Genomic DNA, 13,612 nt, shown 5'->3' on the forward strand with positions numbered 1-13,612 from the left:
TTTTTATATATTTATACGCCAAATTAAAATTAATTGTATGATTAATAAAAAAGTTAAAAATGTTGAGGAGGCCCTGCAAGACGTAAAAAGCGGCATGACTATTATGCTTGGCGGTTTCGGTTTGTGCGGCATTCCTGAAAACAGCATAGCCGAACTTGTAAAAAAGGGAGTAACTAACCTTACCTGTATATCAAACAATGCAGGCGTTGACGATTTCGGTCTTGGGTTGCTGCTGCAAAAAAAACAGATTAATAAAATGATATCTTCCTATGTTGGTGAAAATGCCGAATTTGAACGCCAAATGCTTAGCGGGGAACTGGAGGTTGAACTTACACCACAGGGAACACTTGCCGAAAAGTGCCGTGCTGCACAGGCAGGCATACCGGCCTTTTATACTCCGGCAGGGTATGGTACCGAGGTGGCAGAAGGAAAGGAATCAAGGGAATGGAATGGTAAAATGCACGTACTGGAAGAGGCCTACAAAGCTGACTTTGCCATAGTAAAGGCATGGAAGGGCGATGAAGCCGGTAACCTTATATTTAAAGGTACGGCACGTAACTTTAATTCCTGTATGGCGGGTGCTGCAAAAATCACGGTTGCCGAAGTAGAGGAACTGGTTCCCGCAGGGGAACTTGACCCAAACTTTATACACATACCCGGTATTTTTGTACAAAGGATTTTTAAAGGCGAAAAGTACGAGAAGAGGATTGAACAACGAACAACCAGAAAGCGCAGTTAATATGGCATTAGGAAAAGAAGATATAGCAAAACGAATAGCAAAAGAGGTTAAAGACGGTTATTTTGTTAATCTTGGTATAGGCATACCAACTCTTGTGGCTAATTATGTAAGGGATGATATTTCTGTTGAGTTCCAGAGTGAGAATGGTGTTTTAGGCATGGGGCCTTTCCCGTATGAAGGGGAGGAAGATGCGGATGTAATCAATGCCGGGAAACAAACCATTACCACACTACCGGGAGCTTCATTTTTTGATTCCGCTACCAGTTTCGGTATGATTCGTGGGCAACACGTTGACCTTACCATTCTGGGGGCTATGGAAGTTGCCGAAAACGGCGATATAGCCAACTGGAAAATTCCGGGCAAAATGGTAAAGGGCATGGGAGGTGCCATGGATTTAGTGGCATCTGCCGAAAATATTATTGTAGCTATGATGCACGTAAATAAAGCAGGCGAATCAAAACTTCTAAAACGCTGCACATTGCCGTTAACAGGCGTGGGCTGTGTTAAAAAAGTAGTAACAGAACTTGCCGTACTTGAAATTGTGCCCGAAGGTTTTAAGCTTTTGGAGCGTGCTCCCGGTGTTTCTGTTGAAGATATTAAAAAGGCTACCGAAGGCAACCTTATTGTTGAGGGTGAGATACCTGAAATGGTTATTGCATAATGATTTTATAATATAGTTGACTGTCATTCTGAACTAAAGTGAATTAAATAATACTGTTTCTCAGATTCTTCACTACGTTCAGAATGACAATTGATAAAAACTGCTTATTTGCCGGGTATAGCAGCAATTAATTTTTTGGTATATTCCTTTTGCGGATGCTCATACAGCGCATCGGCTTCATTCATTTCTTCTATTTTACCTTTATTCATAACCACTACCTGGTCGCTCATGTATTTTACAACCGCAAGGTCATGCGAAATAAAAATATAGGTAAACCCAAAGTTTTCCTTTAACTCATTCAGCAGGTTAAGTACCTGTGCCTGCACCGAAATATCAAGGGCAGAAACCGATTCATCGCAAACAATTAATTTAGGCTGCAACGCTATAGTGCGTGCAATGCCGATACGTTGCCGCTGCCCCCCCGAAAATTCATGCGGATAACGGTTAAAATGTTCTTCGCCCAGGCCAACGCGGTTTAATATTTCAAGGGTTTTTTGTTTACGCTCCCTGTCATTTTTATAAAGGCGGTGTACCTTCATGGGTTCCATAATGGCTTTGCCTACTGTTAGCTTGGGATTTAAGGATGAATAGGGGTCTTGGAAGATAATCTGTATTTCTCTTCTCAACTCCCGTATTTTTGCAGGTGAAAGTGTGGTAAGGTCAGTGCCCCGGTATAGTATTTTTCCTGCTGTAGCCTTATCCAGTTGCAATATAGCATTGCCAAGAGTTGATTTCCCACAGCCGGACTCCCCAACAAGCCCTAATGTTTCGCCTTCATATATTTTAAAACTGACACCGTCAACAGCCTTAAATTTACTATTCCTGCCAAATATTCCTGCTGATGAGATATATTCTTTTTCAATATTTGTAACCTCAAGTAAAGGTGGTTTGTCATAAAGCTTTTCATGTTCTTTTTTACGCTGCCCGGGTGTAATTTCTTCTTCCTTTACCTTGCCTAAAAGAAAATCCTGTATGGTAGGCAGCCTTTTCAGGCGTACATCAAGCGACGGCCTGGAGTTAATCAGTGCTTTGGTATAAGTGTGCTGTGGATTATTAAAAATGCTTTCTGTTTGGCCCTGTTCTACAATTTCGCCCCTGTACATCACTATTACCCGGTCAGCAATTCCCGAAACAAGAGAAAGGTCATGCGATATAAAAATGATGCTCATTTTTGTTTCCTGCTGTAATTCCCTAAGCAGGGTTATAATATCCTTTTGCACAGTAACATCAAGCGCAGTGGTAGGCTCATCGGCAATAAGTATTTTCGGCTTGCAGGCAATAGCCATGGCAATCATAACCCGTTGCTTTTGCCCGCCCGATATTTCATGCGGATAGCGGTTATATATCTTATCAGGATTGGGCAGTTTAACCTTTTCAAATAAGGTGATTACCTTTTGCTTAATTTCTTTTTTGGAAAGGGTGGTATGCTGTTTTAAAATTTCTGCTACCTGATAGCCACAGGTTAATGATGGATTAAGCGAACTCATGGGTTCCTGGAAAATCATGGCTATATCATTGCCGCGCAACTGCATTAGTTCCTTTTGTGAAAGCATGGTTATACTTTTGCCTTCAAAAATTATACTGCCCTCGGTTACCTGCAATATGCCTTTGGGCAGCAGCCCCATAACCGCAAGCGATGTAACCGACTTGCCGGAGCCGGATTCTCCTACTATACCCAGTATTTCGTTTTGCTGCAATGCAAAATTACTGCCCTTTACAATGGGTGTCCATTCGCCTTCTTTTTTAGCGGAAATAGTAACATTGCTTATTTGTAAAAGGGGATTATTCATTATTGTAAAGGTAGGGAAAAGCGTTTATACATGTATAATCTCATCATCCACCAGTAAATCTTCACGGCGGAAACGCAAAAGTACCTGTGCCACGGCAACAACGTCTTTTTCGCAATAGGTAACAATGCGGTCTATATCTTTTTCAACATGATAAACATGGCCTACCATACTACCATCAATATCGCCTTTAGGGGAGGGTATGCCTAATATTTTTGTGAGGAGCTTTAAGGAGGTAAAACTTTTATAGTCGCCAAACTTCCATAGTTCCATAGTGTCGAGGTGCGGCACTTCCCATGGCTTTTTGCCAAAAAGGTTTAGTTTGGGTGGTATGGGCAAGCCGTTTATAACCATACGCCGCGCTATAAAGGGGAAGTCGAATTCCTTGGCATTATGGCCGCACATAATGTGCTGGGGCTGGTTAAAATGGTTTATCAGCAGGTTGCTGAAATCTTTTAAAATCTTTTGTTCATCCCCGCAAAAGGAAGTAACCCTAAAATGCCTGATATCGTTTTTAAAAGTAAAAAAACCTGCCGAAAGGCATACAATTTTTCCAAACTCTGCCCAAATACCTGCACGTTCATAAAACTCGCCGGCTGTAATGCCATCTTTCCGCTGGTACTGCGTTTTAAGGTCATAAAGCAGTTGCGACTCCTCGTCCAGCATATCATAATGTTCATGCTCCGGCACGGTTTCTATATCAAGGAAAAGTATATTTTCAAGTTTTACTTTTTCAATCATTACAGTAACTGATTTATTGGGCTTCTTCTTCTGTTAATGGTTTTGAGTTGCCCAAGCCTTCACCGGGTTGTAGCATACCCATCATTTTATAGGCTTCATCCACATATACATAAAAATCATTACTGTGTGGGTCGGTATCGGTTTGCAGCCCTTTTAAATGCCCCAGCCTTACTATAATAATATTATCCTGTGGCACTACTATAACAAACTGCCCCAAATGCCCACGCATGTAAAACATTTTCTTGCCAAGGTAACTATGTATCCACCAGCCATAACCATATTGCGGTGACTCCTTAAAGCGCGGAGTAACCATTTTATTTACATGTTCCGCACTTAGTAACTGCTTGCCGTTCCAGTTGCCCTCATGCTCACATAATTTACCAAATCGTGCAAAGTCCCTTGCATTGCTGGCAATGCAGCAATAGGCTTTTTCAATTCCGTCCGGGTCATCAAGCTGCCATAAAGCATCATGCGCTGCACCCATTGGTTTCCAGAATTTTTGCGAAACATAGTCGGAAAGGTATTGCCCTGTGGCTTTTTCAATAACCATGGCAAGTAATTGTGTAGCCCCGCTTAGGTATTTAAATTTTTTACCCGGTTCTTCTATAACTTTAAGCCCCAATATTACCTTTTTAAGGTCGTCATCAAAATAGGCACGGGTTACAATAGAAAAAGGGCTGTAATATTTTTCGTCCCAGCTTAACCCGGAAGCCATAGATGATAAATCGCCTACCGTCATTTTTGCAGCCAGCCCGGTACTGAATTCAGGAAAAAAATCGCCAACTTTTTGGTCAAGGCTTTTAATTTTTCCCTCTTCAATAGCTTTAAACAGTGCTGCCGAAACGATACTTTTAGCCATTGAAAAAGAGTTGGATTTACTGTCTTTACCATAACCGTCATAATAGCTTTCATGCCATATACTGTCATTTTTTATGATGAGGTAGGCAACGGTTTCCAGTTTTTTATGAGTTTCTTCAAGCCTTTGGGTAGCTTTTACCTTATTATAATCAGTATGTAAGGGCCAAGGCTGTGGCTCACCTTTTTTTATAACCCTGTTAGGGAAATGTGTGTAATCACCTAAAAAAGCTGTGGTTTCCCCCCTGAAATATATAGTGCGGACTGCCCTTAAAAGGTAATCAACATCAAAAATATACATCAGCACAATGATGAAGCTGAACACTATGGCCAGCCATATAAAAAAGTTTTTAAGGAATTTCATAAGCAGCAGTATATAATAGTTACGAATTTATGGAAATTATCTTATCATTGCTATTATACCTGTTAAAACAGGCTTTGCTGCGCAGGTGGTGTTTCGTGCTCCAAAAGCCATTTTTTGCGCCATAGCCCGCCGGCATATCCTGTAAGCGAACCATCTGAACCTATAACCCTGTGGCACGGTACAACAACCCAAAGCGGATTTTTTCCATTGGCCGATGCCACAGCGCGTATGGCTTTTACATCGCCCAGTTTTACTGATAGTTCATGGTAGGAGGTTGTTTTACCATAGGGTATTTCCAAAAGTGCCTTCCATACTTTTTTCTGGAATTCGGTGCCCTGTGGGTTCATTTTAAAATCAAAAGTTTTCCTTTTACCGGAAAAATACTCTTCCAGTTGTGCAACAGCCTCTTTCAGTTCAGCAGGTATTGAAACTGTAGGATTATGTTTTTCATCCAGTACCCATATTTTACACACACCGATATCATCGCCTTCAATAAGGCAGGAGCCTAAGGGTGTATTTATATAAGCCTGCTGCATTATATGTGGATAAGTTGCTTGGACAGGGAGTAAAGATAATGTATTTGAATAAAAAAGCCATCTGTTGTAGATGGCTTTAAATTATATTGCTTAATGTAATTACTGGTTTGAAGCAGGAGTTTCTGTATCAGGAGCTATTACTTTACCTTTAATATGCAGTACTTTATTAACATCGCTGTCATTTGTAGTAACAGTAACCTGTTTTGTAAAACTGCCTGCATGTGCTGCATTATAAGTAGCTGTTACACTACCCATTTCTCCCGGTTTAATAGGGGTTTTTGTGTAGTTTGTAGCTGTACATCCGCAAGAGGCTTTTACATTTGTAATAAGCACGGTTTGCTTGGTAGTGTTTTTAAAAGTGAACTCATGGGAAACAGGTTTGCCTTTTTCAATATCACCAAAATTGTGGGTGTCCTCAGTCCATGTAATTCCTGAAGGAGTCATGTTTTTTTCTTTGGTTTCAGCCTTTACAATTGATTTCTTAGGAGTAGCCTGTTGTGCGGATGCTGAAAACGAAAGTAATAAAGCACCGGCAACAGCAAATAAAGAAAGTTTTAATGATTTCATAATCTTACTTAATTATTAATTGTTAAAATTGTTTTTAGTGTTAATTGCATCACAAATATATTTACTTATTTTAATATAGATGTTAATCTGTTTCAAAGTCTTGTTAATGACTTGTTAACGGTTTGCAGCCTATTTATATTTGTGCTAATATAGTTTATGCAAAATATATACCAAAATTGAAGATTAGCAAGTTAAACATTATTGTATTTATCGGGCTTATTGCTATTACCGGCGTTTTAACCATGCAATTGGTTATGCTAAACCAGGCCTATTTGTTTGAAAAAAAGGAGCTTGGGGAGAAAATTCATTTTGCGCTTCAGGATGTGGTTGATAAAATTTATAGGGATAATGGTAATGAGCCTCCTGCGGCAAGCCCTATAAAAAAAGTATCGGAAGATTATTATGTAGTTAATGTAGATGATGTTTTTGAGGCGCCCATACTGGAATATTACCTGCAAAGCGAATTTGAAAAGGTAAAGCTGGATATTGATTATGAATATGCTGTTTATAATTGCGCTTCCGATGAAATGGTATATGGAAAATATATACAATCGGCAGGTAAAGCAGAAACGGAAAAGCTTAAATGTGAAAATTGCTTTACAAAAAAGGAAGGGCTGGTATATTACTTTGCAGTACGATTTCCGCAGTTAAGGCATAGTTATATTTCATCGCTGCAGCAATATTGGATTTACACTGGCGTACTTTTTCTTGTGCTTGTCATTTATGTATATTCTATTTTTATGCTGCTCAAGCAAAAGAAATACACCGAATTGCAAAAGGACTTTATCAATAACATGACACATGAGTTTAAAACCCCGTTGTCATCTATATTAATTGCCTCAAATTATGCTGTAAAGCAGGAGGAAATAGAAAGGAACCCTAAGCTGAATAAATACCTGGGTATTATTATTGAGCAGAGCAATAAGCTAAACCAGCATATTGAAAAAATACTTAACGTAGCCCGTGCAGACTCCAACCTGATAGGGATTGATAAAAAGCCCTTTAATATAACAGACACCCTGCAACTGGTTAAAGAAAATGCAGAATTAAAATATACGTCAGCCAGAATAAATATTAATACTGACAAGTTAACCTACAGCACTATGGGCGACCAGTTCCACTTTTATAATATAGCCTATAACATTGTTGAAAATGCAGTTAAATACGGCTGCGAATTTCCTGAAATAAATATTACTATAGAACAAAAAGGCCGGTATCTTAACCTGAATTTCAGCGATAACGGGCCAGGAATACCAAGCCAGCATATAGATTATGTTTTTGACAGGTTTTACCGTGTGCCGCGTGAAAATAAAAAGGAAGTGGAGGGCTTTGGTATAGGGCTTTTTTATGTGAAAAAGATATGCGAAATGCACGGCTGGAAAATCAGTATAAAAAATAATGAAGGGCAGGGCCTTACTATTACTGTTTCTATTCCCAAAGCGAATATTTTATGAAAAAGAAAATACTGTATGTAGAAGACGATAATACACTGGCATTTTTGACTGCCGATAATTTGGAACAGCATTATGTAGTAGCTCATTTTTCTGATGGGAGATCAGCTTTGGAAGCTTTTAAAAAGCAGGTGTTTGACCTTTGCATACTTGATGTTATGCTGCCTGAAATGGACGGCTTTGAACTGGCAGCCGCTATACGCGGGCTGAACCTTGAAATACCTATTATTTTCCTTTCGGCAAAAACATTAAAAGAAGACAGGATAAAAGGTTTGAGGCTTGGGGCAGATGATTACCTAATAAAGCCCTACAGTATAGAGGAGCTAATATTAAAAATTGAAGTTTTTTTACAGCGCAGCCAAAAATTTGCCGTTGCTAAAAATAACATATATAGCATTGGCACATTTACATTTGATGCGGATAACTTTATACTTTCCAAAAATAATGAAACCATACAGCTTACAGAAAGGGAAGCAGCATTGCTAAAACTGTTTGCTGCAAACAAGAACGTTATACTAAAAAGGGAACATATGCTGAAAGAGCTTTGGGGTACCGATGATTATTTTATGGGCCGCAGTATGGATGTGTTCATATCACGGCTGCGTAAAATTTTTAAGGATGATGAAAGCATCAGGATTGAAAATATTCCGCGTGTTGGTTTTAAGCTGGTAGCTCCCTGATTAATTAAAACTGTAAATATAATCTTCTACAGCTTTAAGCTCTTCTTCACTAAAATTTTTGGTTATGGCAAAATTGGTTTTCATTACTGCATATTGCGATGGGTCAACTATAGGTTCTCCATCACCTTTTAAAAAAGCAATCATATCGCCATTTTTTTCCTTGTAAATACGTGCAATTTCCTTAATGCTGGGGCCTATTATTTTTTGGTCGGGTTTATGGCAGGAAAAGCAATTGCCTTTACCGTTAAATATTTCCTGCCCCAATTTTTCTGAAGCTGTCATGTTTGCCATTTCACCTTCGCTTACTTCTTCCGTATTTAAAGCAGGAGTTTCCTTTTTAGCTTCTTCCTTGCATGATATTAATGCAGCCAACATGCAGGCAAATAACAGTTTTTTCATTACAGCAAATTTTTATTGGTTTAAAAGTATGGCCGCTTCTTTGGCGAAGTAAGTAGAGATAATATCTGCCCCTGCACGCTTAATGCAGTGTAGCTGCTCAATCATAACTTTATCATGCTCAAGCCACCCTCTTTCGGCAGCAGCTTTTATCATGGCATATTCACCGGATACATGATATACAGAAACCGGCACATTAACCGCATTTTTTACCTCTCGCACAATGTCAAGGTAAGCAATGCCAGGTTTTACCATCACAATATCTGCGCCTTCCTCCACATCATGCAGGGCTTCTTTTATTGCTTCAACGCGGTTGGCATAATCCATTTGGTATGTTTTTTTATCCTTTGGCACTTCTATGCCTGAATCCTTTGGTGCGCTGTCCAGTGCATCGCGAAAAGGCCCGTAAAAAGAAGAGGCATACTTTGCACTGTAGCTCATAATACCTACATTATGGAACCCGGCTTTATCAAGCCCTTCACGAAGGCGGATAACTCTCCCATCCATCATATCACTGGGAGCCACAAAATCTGCACCTGCTTCGGCATGCGAAACTGCCATACGCACCAAGGCATCTACCGTTTCATCATTAGCTATCTCGCCATTTTTAATAATACCGTCATGGCCGTAAACGGAGTAAGGGTCTAACGCTACATCCGGCATAATTACCATGCCCGGCACAGCATCTTTTATGGCTTTTATGGCCTGCTGCATAAGCCCATCAGGATTCCATGCTTCCTTACCTGTATTATCCTTAAGGTTATCGCTAACCTTAACATATATGTTTACTGCCTTAATACCTAAATTCCATAATTCCTTTACCTCTTTCACGGTAAGGTCTATAGACCTCCTGTAGATGCCTGGCATAGATGGTATTTCTACCTGTATGTCTTTGCCTTCGGCAATAAACATGGGGAACATAAAGTCATTAGGTGTTATTATAGTTTCACGTACTAATGAGCGTATGGACTCTGTAGTTCTTAACCTTCTGTTTCGGTGTATTGGGAACATGATTTTTATATTTTAATCAAAGTTGTAAATTGTTGGTTATATGATGAATGACTTTTGTCATATTACCGTGTTTTTAAATCCAGTCTTTTGGATTTTTCAATACTGTTATTAATCTTTCTTCGTCACTGCCCGGTTCCGGCTGATGGTCATATATCCACTGCACATGGGGCGGCAGGCTCATTAATATACTTTCAATACGGCCATTGGTTTTTAAGCCAAACAAGGTACCCTTATCATGCACAAGGTTAAACTCTACATAACGCCCCCGGCGAATTTCCTGCCAGTTGCGGTTGGCATCATTATATCTGATATCTTTTCTCCTTTCAACAATAGGTACATAAGCTTCAAGGAAACTATTGCCTACTTCGGTAACAAAATTATACCATTGCTCAATGCTGAAGCTTTCAGTACCCTTGCAGCGGTCAAAAAACAAACCGCCTATCCCCCTGGCTTCATTGCGGTGGGTGTTCCAAAAATATGCATCGCACTGCTTTTTAAAGTCCGGGTAAAAATCAGGATTATGCTTGTCGCAGGCTGCTTTGCACGTTTTATGAAAATGTGCTGCATCTTCATCAAAAAGGTAGTAAGGCGTTAAGTCCTGCCCGCCGCCAAACCAGCTATCTACAGTATTTCCCTGCTTATCATACATTTCAAAGTAACGCCAGTTGGCGTGAACCGTAGGTACAAAAGGATTTTCCGGATGTATAACCAGGCTAAGCCCGCAGGCATAAAAATCAACTTCCCCCACGCCAAAGTAAGCCTGCATGGCTTTAGGCAATGGCCCATGCACCGCAGAGATGTTAACCCCCCCTTTTTCAAATACATTACCGTTTTCCAGCACGCGGGTGCGGCCGCCACCCCCTTCCGGCCTTTCCCATATATCCTGCCGAAATTTTGCTTTACCGTCCACCTCTTCAAGCTTTGCGGTAATATTATCCTGCAATTGCTGTATATATGCGTAAAATTTATCTTTCATTTTTATTTCAATCGTTCCAAAACACCTTTCCGCTTTACAATGTTTTTATAATCCCATTGTATTTTTTCCGATTTTTCCAGCCAGCGTTTTATATCTTCCTGATTTATTTGATCGGCATGTGTAAATTCAATAGAAGCATCTTTAAATTTTTTACCTCTCACATTTAATAGTTCTTCATCAAAAGACTGCCCGCTCCAAAACATTAGCCGTATGCAGTTTTTTAGCTTGCTATAACCAACAACAGGATTTCCTTCAATAAACCACACAGGGTGCGCATGCCATATCTTACTTTCAGTAGAGTTGAGGTTATTGTTTATGGTTTCTGATAATATATCGCATATTGCTTTATCACCCTCGGTAAGTGCATTGTTATACGCTATTAAGTCAGTATCCATAACCTTCAGAATTTATTTATATTCCTTTACTGCATCAATAAACGCCCTGGCATGATCTACCGGGATATTAGGCAGTATGCCATGCCCCAGGTTTACTATATAATTATCCTTGCCAAACTCATCTATCATTTCATGCACCATTTTTTTAATGACAGGTATTGGCGATAAAAGCCTTGAAGGGTCAAAATTACCCTGTAGTGTTATCCTGCCACTACTAAGGTAGCGTGCATTCCTTGCCGAGCATGTCCAGTCCACCCCAAGTGCCGAAGCCTTGCTTTGTGCCATATCGCCTAAAGCAAACCAGCATCCTTTTCCAAAAACAATTACGTGTGTATCAGTAGCAAGGGCTTCTACAATCTGGTTAATATATTTCCAGGAAAATTCCTGGTAGTCAACAGGGCTCAGCATGCCGCCCCAGCTGTCAAATATCTGGACTGCATTAACGCCTGCCTTTACTTTTTCTTTTAAGTAGGCAATTGTGGTATCTGTAATTTTTTGTAACAATGCATGTGCTGCTTCAGGTTGCGAAAAGCAGAAACCTTTGGCGGTATCAAAACTTTTAGAGCCTTTTCCTTCAACGGCATAACATAAAATTGTCCATGGAGAACCGGCAAAGCCTATAAGCGGCACTTCATCCTCCAGCATTTCCTTTGTCAGCTTTATGGCATCCATTACATAGCCAAGGGTTTCATTAACATCAGGAACAATTACCTTTTCCACATCCTGCGCGCTGCGGATAGGGTTTGGCAGCCACGGGCCTACATTTTCCTTCATCTGCACCTCTATACCCATTGCCTGCGGTATTACCAGTATATCACTGAAAAGTATGGCGGCATCCGGCTTTACAATGCGTATGGGCTGAACGGTTATTTCGGCAGCAAGTTCCGGAGTACGGCAACGTGTAAAAAAGTCATATTTATCGCGTAGTGCTCTAAATTCAGGTAAGTAACGTCCTGCCTGGCGCATCATCCAAACGGGTGGGCGCTCTACAGTTTCATTGCGAAGCGCTTTTAAAAAAAGGTCATTCTTTATGCTCATACAAAATTATGTTAATGCCTCCCTTAGTACTTATATACTTTGGGCTGACAGTTTATTTTTATAATGGTTAATACATTGTATAATTACATTTTCAACAGAAGGGCGGTTGGCAGTTACAATAGTGCCGGTAAACCGTTCCAAAGCTTTTGCGGTGGTTGTGCCTATGCAAAAACAGGTTTCATTATTTATACCATTCTCCTGTAAATAGCTTTCAACACCCGACGGGCTGAAAAACAAAATCCCGTTGGCCTGTGTATTTAATTTTTGTGGGGTTAATGCTGTTTCATAAGCCTCAACCTCATTAAAATTTATTCCTGCTTTTGTCATAGCGTCGGGCAGAGTATCACGCCTCATATTACCACAAAAAAAAGTAAAGGCTTCTTTCGCATAAAAGCCTGTTATAATTTCGGAAAGTTCCTCGGCATAGTCGGCGGTTTCTGTCACTTTATAGCCTTTTGCTTTAATTGCCTGTGCTGTTTTATAACCCACGCAAAATATTTTATATTCTTTACCTGCCTTGCCGTTTTTTAAAAAGCTTTTAAAAGCATTGTAGCTGGTAAATATCAGGTTATTATGTACAACTTCGGCGTTAAAAGGCTTTAGTTTAACACTTATAAAATCAGCTTCCACTACAGCTATTCCTGCATTAAGGAGATACTGCCTTTGGGAGGGCAGTAATTTTTTTGTTGATAGTATCCTGATATTACTTTCCATATCTTACTTGCCGGTGCGGCTGCAAAACTTTCCTATATCCTTATTAAGCCCGAAAACAACAAGTATGTCATCTGTGTAAATAATACTTTCCTTATCAATAAAACCTTCTGATTGGCTTACCATACTTGTAGTGCCCAGTATGGATTTCCTCATCTTTTTGCGGATAATAGTGATAACGGTAAGGTTAAATTTTTCCCTGAACTGTAATTCCTCAAGCGTTTTTCCATCAAATTCAGGCAAAGCCTTTATCTCTGATATGGAATAGTTTTTATCAATACTGAAATTATCCACTATACCTTTCAGGTTGATTTTTTTAGCGAGCCTGTCGGCAAAATCCTGCTCCGGGTGTATAATGGTTTGTATGCCCATTGCATCAAGCACCGTATCATGTATTGGCGACAGCGACCGGCCTATTATGCGGGCATTGGTAAGTTTCTTTACAACAGCCGTGGCAATAATGGCAGCACCTTCGTTTTCGCCAATGGCAATTACCGCAAGGTCGGCATCTTTTATAGGCAGTGCCTGGTAAGCCGACTCATTGGTGGCATCCATGCAAATGGCATGCGATATTTTGTTTTTTACAATATTTACCTTATCCATATTGTTATCAATACCGATAACTTCATTTCCTGTTTCCGTAAGGTTAACCGCCAGCGACATGCCGAAATTTCCCAGTCCGAATATTATGATTTTCATGGGCA

The 13,612-nt window shown here is 40.0% G+C and carries 16 protein-coding genes; 4 read left to right on the forward strand and 12 right to left on the reverse strand.

Annotation, left to right across the window (positions count from 1 at the left end):
* The first annotated feature begins 37 nt into the window (after positions 1–37).
* Both GSF09_RS04790 and GSF09_RS04795 read left to right on the forward strand, forming a co-directional pair.
* Complete coding sequence (locus GSF09_RS04790; RefSeq protein ID WP_159799802.1) at positions 38–739, forward strand: CoA transferase subunit A; 702 nt, start codon at positions 38–40, stop codon at positions 737–739.
* A gap of 1 nt (position 740) precedes the next feature.
* A complete protein-coding gene (locus GSF09_RS04795; protein WP_159799803.1) occupies positions 741–1,400 on the forward strand; it encodes a CoA transferase subunit B in 660 nt (219 codons plus the stop codon).
* A gap of 104 nt (positions 1,401–1,504) precedes the next feature.
* Here the strand turns inward: GSF09_RS04795 and GSF09_RS04800 are convergent, their stop codons facing one another.
* The 5 genes from GSF09_RS04800 to GSF09_RS04820 form a co-directional block, all read right to left on the reverse strand.
* Positions 1,505–3,190: an ABC transporter ATP-binding protein gene (locus tag GSF09_RS04800; RefSeq protein WP_159799804.1), complete on the reverse strand. Its 1,686-nt coding sequence runs from the start codon at positions 3,188–3,190 to the stop codon at positions 1,505–1,507.
* 24 nt (positions 3,191–3,214) lie between these two features.
* On the reverse strand, positions 3,215–3,928 hold the full coding sequence (locus GSF09_RS04805; protein ID WP_159799805.1) for a 3'-5' exonuclease: 714 nt from the start codon (positions 3,926–3,928) through the stop codon (positions 3,215–3,217).
* A 13-nt stretch (positions 3,929–3,941) separates the two neighbouring features.
* Entirely contained in the window at positions 3,942–5,147 is a 1,206-nt protein-coding gene (locus GSF09_RS04810; protein ID WP_159799806.1) for a serine hydrolase, read from the reverse strand.
* Between the two features lie 62 nt (positions 5,148–5,209).
* Complete coding sequence (locus tag GSF09_RS04815) at positions 5,210–5,683, reverse strand: methylated-DNA--[protein]-cysteine S-methyltransferase (protein ID WP_159799807.1); 474 nt, start codon at positions 5,681–5,683, stop codon at positions 5,210–5,212.
* 99 nt (positions 5,684–5,782) lie between these two features.
* Positions 5,783–6,250 carry a DUF1573 domain-containing protein gene (locus GSF09_RS04820; protein ID WP_159799808.1) on the reverse strand — a complete coding sequence of 156 codons (468 nt, stop codon included), beginning with the start codon at positions 6,248–6,250 and terminating at the stop codon, positions 5,783–5,785.
* 176 nt (positions 6,251–6,426) lie between these two features.
* Here GSF09_RS04820 and GSF09_RS04825 point away from each other — a divergent pair, with 176 nt between their 5' ends.
* Together GSF09_RS04825 and GSF09_RS04830 are read left to right on the forward strand one after the other, a co-directional pair.
* Positions 6,427–7,704: a sensor histidine kinase KdpD gene (locus GSF09_RS04825; RefSeq protein ID WP_236564848.1), complete on the forward strand. Its 1,278-nt coding sequence runs from the start codon at positions 6,427–6,429 to the stop codon at positions 7,702–7,704.
* A complete protein-coding gene (locus GSF09_RS04830) occupies positions 7,701–8,381 on the forward strand; it encodes a response regulator transcription factor (protein ID WP_159799809.1) in 681 nt (226 codons plus the stop codon). The genes GSF09_RS04825 and GSF09_RS04830 overlap by 4 nt, the downstream gene beginning before the upstream one ends.
* On the opposite strand, the gene GSF09_RS04835 is transcribed toward GSF09_RS04830, so the two are convergent.
* The 7 genes from GSF09_RS04835 to GSF09_RS04865 form a co-directional block, all read right to left on the reverse strand.
* A complete protein-coding gene (locus GSF09_RS04835; RefSeq protein WP_159799810.1) occupies positions 8,382–8,780 on the reverse strand; it encodes a c-type cytochrome in 399 nt (132 codons plus the stop codon).
* A gap of 12 nt (positions 8,781–8,792) precedes the next feature.
* A complete protein-coding gene (gene hemB / locus GSF09_RS04840; RefSeq protein ID WP_159799811.1) occupies positions 8,793–9,788 on the reverse strand; it encodes a porphobilinogen synthase in 996 nt (331 codons plus the stop codon).
* Between the two features lie 73 nt (positions 9,789–9,861).
* Positions 9,862–10,764 (reverse strand): oxygen-dependent coproporphyrinogen oxidase, encoded by a 903-nt coding sequence (hemF, locus tag GSF09_RS04845; RefSeq protein WP_159799812.1) that lies wholly within the window; start codon positions 10,762–10,764, stop codon positions 9,862–9,864.
* A gap of 2 nt (positions 10,765–10,766) precedes the next feature.
* Complete coding sequence (locus GSF09_RS04850; protein ID WP_159799813.1) at positions 10,767–11,159, reverse strand: DUF1801 domain-containing protein; 393 nt, start codon at positions 11,157–11,159, stop codon at positions 10,767–10,769.
* Positions 11,160–11,171: 12 nt separating this feature from the next.
* A complete protein-coding gene (hemE, locus tag GSF09_RS04855; RefSeq protein WP_159799814.1) occupies positions 11,172–12,197 on the reverse strand; it encodes a uroporphyrinogen decarboxylase in 1,026 nt (341 codons plus the stop codon).
* A 30-nt stretch (positions 12,198–12,227) separates the two neighbouring features.
* Positions 12,228–12,911 carry a uroporphyrinogen-III synthase gene (locus tag GSF09_RS04860; RefSeq protein WP_159799815.1) on the reverse strand — a complete coding sequence of 228 codons (684 nt, stop codon included), beginning with the start codon at positions 12,909–12,911 and terminating at the stop codon, positions 12,228–12,230.
* Between the two features lie 3 nt (positions 12,912–12,914).
* Complete coding sequence (locus tag GSF09_RS04865; protein ID WP_159799816.1) at positions 12,915–13,607, reverse strand: TrkA family potassium uptake protein; 693 nt, start codon at positions 13,605–13,607, stop codon at positions 12,915–12,917.
* Positions 13,608–13,612: the final 5 nt, after the last annotated feature.

The sequence above is a fragment of the Flavobacterium sp. MK4S-17 genome, assembly GCF_009848495.1.
In the GTDB taxonomy this organism is placed as follows: Bacteria; Bacteroidota; Bacteroidia; order Flavobacteriales; family Flavobacteriaceae; genus Flavobacterium.

Excerpts from the sequence above, each read along its gene's own strand:
- GSF09_RS04815 (WP_159799807.1), bottom strand. The coding sequence starts at position 5,683 with ATGCAGCAGGCTTATATAAATACACCCTTAGGCTCCTGCCTTATTGAA.
- hemE (WP_159799814.1), bottom strand. The coding sequence starts at position 12,197 with ATGAGCATAAAGAATGACCTTTTTTTAAAAGCGCTTCGCAATGAAACT.
- hemB (WP_159799811.1), bottom strand. The coding sequence starts at position 9,788 with ATGTTCCCAATACACCGAAACAGAAGGTTAAGAACTACAGAGTCCATA.
- GSF09_RS04805 (WP_159799805.1), bottom strand. The coding sequence starts at position 3,928 with ATGATTGAAAAAGTAAAACTTGAAAATATACTTTTCCTTGATATAGAA.
- GSF09_RS04850 (WP_159799813.1), bottom strand. The coding sequence starts at position 11,159 with ATGGATACTGACTTAATAGCGTATAACAATGCACTTACCGAGGGTGAT.
- GSF09_RS04800 (WP_159799804.1), bottom strand. The coding sequence starts at position 3,190 with ATGAATAATCCCCTTTTACAAATAAGCAATGTTACTATTTCCGCTAAA.
- GSF09_RS04830 (WP_159799809.1), top strand. The coding sequence starts at position 7,701 with ATGAAAAAGAAAATACTGTATGTAGAAGACGATAATACACTGGCATTT.
- GSF09_RS04820 (WP_159799808.1), bottom strand. The coding sequence starts at position 6,250 with ATGAAATCATTAAAACTTTCTTTATTTGCTGTTGCCGGTGCTTTATTA.
- GSF09_RS04860 (WP_159799815.1), bottom strand. The coding sequence starts at position 12,911 with ATGGAAAGTAATATCAGGATACTATCAACAAAAAAATTACTGCCCTCC.
- hemF (WP_159799812.1), bottom strand. The coding sequence starts at position 10,764 with ATGAAAGATAAATTTTACGCATATATACAGCAATTGCAGGATAATATT.
- GSF09_RS04810 (WP_159799806.1), bottom strand. The coding sequence starts at position 5,147 with ATGAAATTCCTTAAAAACTTTTTTATATGGCTGGCCATAGTGTTCAGC.
- GSF09_RS04790 (WP_159799802.1), top strand. The coding sequence starts at position 38 with ATGATTAATAAAAAAGTTAAAAATGTTGAGGAGGCCCTGCAAGACGTA.
- GSF09_RS04865 (WP_159799816.1), bottom strand. The coding sequence starts at position 13,607 with ATGAAAATCATAATATTCGGACTGGGAAATTTCGGCATGTCGCTGGCG.
- GSF09_RS04835 (WP_159799810.1), bottom strand. The coding sequence starts at position 8,780 with ATGAAAAAACTGTTATTTGCCTGCATGTTGGCTGCATTAATATCATGC.
- GSF09_RS04795 (WP_159799803.1), top strand. The coding sequence starts at position 741 with ATGGCATTAGGAAAAGAAGATATAGCAAAACGAATAGCAAAAGAGGTT.